Annotated in this window: 5 protein-coding genes and 1 pseudogene; 5 read left to right on the forward strand and 1 reads right to left on the reverse strand. The window is 58.2% G+C overall.

What is annotated here, in order from left to right; genetic code table 11:
* The 4 genes and pseudogenes from CUC53_RS02835 to mltB all read left to right on the forward strand — a co-directional run.
* Positions 1–370: pseudogene (locus CUC53_RS02835) on the forward strand (ABC transporter permease); the annotation flags it as partial.
* Between the two features lie 23 nt (positions 371–393).
* Positions 394–1,044 carry an ATP-binding cassette domain-containing protein gene (locus CUC53_RS02840; RefSeq protein WP_100292765.1) on the forward strand — a complete coding sequence of 217 codons (651 nt, stop codon included), beginning with the start codon at positions 394–396 and terminating at the stop codon, positions 1,042–1,044.
* Positions 1,045–1,074: 30 nt separating this feature from the next.
* Positions 1,075–1,689 carry a CDP-alcohol phosphatidyltransferase family protein gene (locus CUC53_RS02845; protein WP_100292761.1) on the forward strand — a complete coding sequence of 205 codons (615 nt, stop codon included), beginning with the start codon at positions 1,075–1,077 and terminating at the stop codon, positions 1,687–1,689.
* A 91-nt stretch (positions 1,690–1,780) separates the two neighbouring features.
* Positions 1,781–2,875 (forward strand): lytic murein transglycosylase B, encoded by a 1,095-nt coding sequence (gene mltB, locus CUC53_RS02850; RefSeq protein WP_100292762.1) that lies wholly within the window; start codon positions 1,781–1,783, stop codon positions 2,873–2,875.
* 210 nt (positions 2,876–3,085) lie between these two features.
* Here mltB and CUC53_RS02855 read toward each other — a convergent pair whose 3' ends face one another.
* Positions 3,086–4,225: a M20 family metallopeptidase gene (locus tag CUC53_RS02855; RefSeq protein WP_100292763.1), complete on the reverse strand. Its 1,140-nt coding sequence runs from the start codon at positions 4,223–4,225 to the stop codon at positions 3,086–3,088.
* Positions 4,226–4,726: 501 nt separating this feature from the next.
* Here CUC53_RS02855 and CUC53_RS02860 point away from each other — a divergent pair.
* On the forward strand, positions 4,727–5,032 hold the full coding sequence (locus tag CUC53_RS02860; protein WP_100292764.1) for a hypothetical protein: 306 nt from the start codon (positions 4,727–4,729) through the stop codon (positions 5,030–5,032).
* The last annotated feature ends 196 nt before the right edge of the window (positions 5,033–5,228 follow it).

Here is a 5,228-nt window from a genome sequence, read left to right on the forward strand (position 1 = left end):
GCACGGCCCCTATCGCCAGTTCGATCCACGGATCACCCAGAGCGCCCTGCTGCTGGGGGCAACGCCATGGCGAGCCTGGTGGCAAGTGAAAGCGCCGCTGCTGGCGCGCCCGCTGCTGTTTGCCTTCAGCGTCGGGGCGGCGGTGAGTTTGGCCCAGTATCTGCCGACCCTGTTGTTTGGCGCAGGCAGGGTGGTCACCATCACCACCGAGGCGGTGGCCATCGGCAGTGGCCTCAACCGGCGGCTGGCGGGGCTCTACGGCCTGCTGCAACTGCTGTTGCCACTCGTTATCTATCTGCTGGCGCTCTGGCTGCCAGCGCGGATCAATCCGGCGCTCAATCCGGCGCTCAGGGGGAGCGGCTCACGATGAACTCTGATGATGGAAACAGCCATATGCTGAGCACCACGCCTCTTCGACTTTACCTTGATGAGAATCTGCTGCTTTCGCTGCCTGCCCTGCAGGTGGCCCCCGGCGAGGTGTTAACCCTGATGGGGCCCAGCGGTTGCGGTAAAAGCTCCCTGCTGGCAGGGCTGGCGGGGGTACTGCCCGGCACGCTGACGGGGAGCGGCCCGATCCGGCTGGAGGGGAAGGTAAGGCTCGGCGAGCGGCCACTCAACACCTTGCCTGCGCAAGCGAGGCGCATCGGCATGCTGTTTCAGGATGACCTGCTGTTTGACCATCTGACGGTGGCGGAGAATTTGATGTTCGGCATGCCTGCAACCATCAAGGGGAAACACGCACGGCGGGAAAAGGCGCTGACCGCATTGGCACAGGTCGCGCTGGCGGATCAGGCTGACAAGCTGCCACAGCGGCTGTCTGGGGGTCAGCGGGCACGAGTCAGTCTGCTGCGGGCGCTGCTGGCCGAGCCTGATGCACTGCTGCTGGACGAGCCCTTCTCCCGCCTCGACAAGCCGCTGCGGGCCGCCTTTCGCCAGCTGGTGTTCGCCCAGATCAAGGCGCTGGCCATCCCCGCCATTCTGGTGACCCACGACGAAGAGGATGCGCCGAGCACCATCCTTCACCTCACCGAAAATCGTTGTTAACCCTTATTTCATCACCAAGGAGTATTCATCTTGTTTGACCGCCATCTGATCCCCGTGATCCGCAGCCCCCTCACCCAGCTCGCCAAACCGCTCTGTCGCGCCGGGGTCAGTGCCAATCAAGTGAGCCTCACCGGCTTTGCCATCGGTATGCTGGCGCTGCCGCTGCTGGCCTTTGGCTGCTATCAGTGGGCACTCGTGGCCATCCTGCTTAACCGCTTGCTGGATGGGCTCGACGGCGCCGTGGCGCGGGAAACCGGCATCACCGACTGCGGCGGCTTTCTCGACATCACGCTCGACTTTATTTTCTACGCCGCCGTGGTGCTGGGCTTTGCTCTCGCCGCCCCCACCAACGCGCTGCCTGCCGCCACCCTGCTGTTTGCCTTTATGGGCACAGGGTCGAGCTTTCTGGCGTTTGCCATCATGGCGGGCAAGCGGGGCATCGACAATCCGGTCTATCACCACAAGTCCCTCTACTATTTGGGTGGCCTCACCGAGGGGAGCGAAACCATCGCCCTGTTTGTGCTGATGTGCCTGTGGCCCGCCGCCTTCGCCCCGCTCGCCTACGGTTTTGCCCTGCTCTGCCTCATCACCACCCTGACTCGGCTCTGGAGCGGCTACCACACCTTGCGCAGTATTGAGCAGTAACGGATTATCGCGCTGCCTTAACCTGACACTTGCGCATAGGCGGCAATGTTTTACCATGGCGACACTCTTTTTTAGGCTCTTGAGAACCTTAATGCGTCGCCTTGTCTGTCTACTTGCTTGCTCTGTGTTTCCGTTGGTTGGAGGCTGCAGCAGCACACCTGAACCAGTGACCACGCCAAAACCATTCAAAAGTGCGTTTATCAATCAGCCTGTACCGGAAAAAAACGTTTCCCAACCAGTAAATCGCCAGATTGTCAGTACTGGGGATTTCAACAATCGCCCTAATGTGGACCAGTTTGTTCAGCGCATGGTGACTAAGCACGGCTTTAACCATGCCCGCCTGCAACAAGTGCTGGCACAAGCAGAGCGTTACGACTGGATCATCCGGCTGATGGATGCCCAAGCACCGAGTTCAGGTCAACCAAGCGGCCCAAATGGTGCTTGGAATCGCTACCGCGCCAAATTCATTACCCCCGACAACGTGCAAAATGGCGTCAATTTCTGGCGTGAATATGCCAGCGAGCTAAGCCGAGCGGAGCAGGTTTATGGCGTCCCCCCCGAGATCATCGTCGGTATTATTGGGGTCGAAACCCGCTGGGGCCGAGTGATGGGCAAGACCCGGATTCTGGATGCGCTGGCCACGTTGGCCTTTGACTATCCCCGTCGGGCCGAGTTCTTTGCTGGTGAATTGGAGTCGTTTCTGGTGATGACGCGGGACGAGGGGCTCGATCCTACGGAACCGACAGGTTCCTATGCCGGAGCCATGGGCTATGGCCAGTTTATGCCATCGAGCTTCCAACGCTATGCGGTGGATTTTGACGGCAATGGCCACACCAATCTGTGGGACCCCGTAGATGCCATCGGCAGCGTCGCTAACTACTTCAAGGCCCACGGCTGGCAGAAGGGGCAAGCGGTGGCGGTGCGCGGTCAGGGCCAGTTACCCGGCTATGAGCATGGCTTTCAAACCCGCTATCCGATCGCTACCTTGCGCCGTGCGGGGCTAACCCCAAGCGCTAGCGTGGCAAACCATCAGGAAGCGAGTCTGCTGCGTTTAGATGTCGGTAATCGCTATCAATATTGGTATGGCTTGCCCAACTTTTACACCATCACCCGCTATAACCACAGCACCCACTATGCCATGGCGGTGTGGCAGCTGGGGCTGGCGGTCAAGGCGGCCCGCCGCTAAGCAGGCCTCAGCTAACACGGGTCTACGGACCCGTGTTAATTTGTGGTGCGACTGGCCTGTCACTCTCCCGCAAACCCCTTGGCAACACACTGATCCTGCAGCAGGATTTCGCCGTCAAACGAGTCACATACAGCGCACAACACTTACCCGAGGATGACAAGCACGAGGCAGGAGCAGCCTGGACAAGTGACATAACCCTGAGGGCAGCGTTTAAGGGATCAACCGAGCCAACACCCGCTGCAGCAACCGGATCCGTGGTTCAATGCTATCGAGCAGCAGGAACTCAGCCTCCGAATGGCAACCGCCGCCCATGGGACCAAAACCATCTAAGGACGGCACCCCTGCGGCAGCGGTAAAATTAGCATCCGAACCGCCACCCGCCTCCAGCCAGCTAATGTTGATGCCCTCTTCTTGCCCTGCCGCAGCCACTAGCGTCATCAGCGCCTCGGTGTCACCACTCGGCCGCATTGCCGGCTTAACGCTCTGGCGATCGACTTCAACTAGGCAGCCACGGATAAAGGGGTTGTTGGCCATAAAACGAAGCCGATCATCCACTGCCGCCGCTTCTTCATTGCTCCAAAAACGCAGATCGACGATCGCTTCGGCGAAATCAGGCACCACGTTAACGCCGGTTCCCCCCTGTACGATCCCTACGTTCATGGTGGTGCCTGTCGCCATATTGACCTGTTCATTGATGGCCAGTACCCAGTGCGCCAGCTCAGTGATGGCCGAGACCCCTTCAGCCAGTGCCGATCCGGAGTGAGCTGCTTTACCGTGGAAGGTGATGCGGTACTTGGCATTCCCCTTGCGAGCACTGATAAGCTCCCCGCTGGGGCGGGCGGCCTCTGCAACCAGCACACAGCCACTCTGCTTGGCTTTCTCCACCAACCAGTTTTTTGACCAAGGGGAGCCGATCTCCTCATCACAGTTGCAGCAAACCAGTACCTTCAGCTTGGCTAACAGCGCTGGGTCCATCCCCTGCAAGGCATACCAGGTAGAGAGCAGGCCACTTTTCATGTCCGACACACCTGGGCCAAACGCCTGATGGCCTTCGACTCTCAGTGGCCGCTTGGCCGCCGTGCCTGGTGGGAAAACCGTATCCATATGCCCTACCAGCATCACATCGTAACGCGCTGCCCCCGGTGCATTGGTGATCTCAAGGCAAGGCCCGCACTCACGGGCGAACTGGTGACGGATCACCTGCCAACCAAGCGCCTGATATTTCTCGGTCATGATGTCAGCCACCTTCGCTACCCCGGCAGGAGTGCGGGTGCCGCAATCGAGATTGATCAGCGGGGCAAGATCGGTCAGATAGCGCGCTAAGGAAAACGGGTTATTCAGATAGGTCATGCTCTTCTCCATAAAACGGTCCACGCAAAGGCGCCGTGAGCCACAGAGGAAATGGGGCGGTACTGGTGCACACTCACTGCAACAGCAGCGAGTGAAATTACCCCGCCGCGGCATCATGATGAGCTCGCCGCTCAATGTCCGAACAGCTGATGCGCCAGCGTGGGGCAGCGGCTCACATAGCAGCTGGGCCAGCCACTAAACCAACGCCATCAGCAACAAAGAAATGGGCCAATCAGATAAATGAGGAGGGCAATCTAGAGCGCTAGTGGTTCAACACGTTTGATCCTTATCAACAAAAAGGAATCAAACGGCATTCTTTAGTTTTTAACACTAAAAAGTAAACAATAAAAAGAATTTAAAACCAACAAAATTTCTTATAACTAAATATTAATTTGCATATAGACAAAAAATCAGCATTTTTTGTGATAGATCAAGATGCGGGTTAGGTGAACTCGCCAAGATGGGCAGCACAACAGCACGTCTATCGCGCCGGAGAATGTGATGACCAACCAAACCACCGCCACAACCTGCAACTCCCCCTTGTGGGACATTCTGGTCGACGCTGCGCAGGATCGGACCCCCATTCGCTACTCCAAACTAGCCAAACTGGTTGGACTCGAGCAGTGTCAGGACGAGTTACGCACCCTGCTGCTGCGGATACGGATGCACTGCACCGAACACAATCTGCCCATCCTTACCGCTATCGTGGTGGATGATGTGGGCAAATATGCGGGGCTCTCTTCTAACCAGCCCGATGCCCCTTGGGAGCGCGCTCGGGTTTTTGACTATCAGTGGTCCATGTCATAACCCCTCGCTAGCCTCAGCGCATCACCTAGAGCAGTGGGGGTAACTGCCACTAACGAGGCATCGTTGCCAAACTCGGTGCCGCTTGAAGGGAACTGGCTGATGGAGCAACGATCTGATCACTACCCTCTCCCTTGCCGATCTGCACCATGGGCATATCGCTGCCCCCCATCACCAACTGGCCTCAATACAACAAGTC

The sequence above is a fragment of the Aeromonas cavernicola genome (genome assembly GCF_002795305.1).
GTDB classification, from domain to species: Bacteria; Pseudomonadota; Gammaproteobacteria; order Enterobacterales; family Aeromonadaceae; genus Aeromonas; species Aeromonas cavernicola.

Excerpts from the sequence above, each read along its gene's own strand:
- CUC53_RS02860 (WP_100292764.1), top strand. The coding sequence starts at position 4,727 with ATGACCAACCAAACCACCGCCACAACCTGCAACTCCCCCTTGTGGGAC.
- mltB (WP_100292762.1), top strand. The coding sequence starts at position 1,781 with ATGCGTCGCCTTGTCTGTCTACTTGCTTGCTCTGTGTTTCCGTTGGTT.
- CUC53_RS02855 (WP_100292763.1), bottom strand. The coding sequence starts at position 4,225 with ATGACCTATCTGAATAACCCGTTTTCCTTAGCGCGCTATCTGACCGAT.
- CUC53_RS02840 (WP_100292765.1), top strand. The coding sequence starts at position 394 with ATGCTGAGCACCACGCCTCTTCGACTTTACCTTGATGAGAATCTGCTG.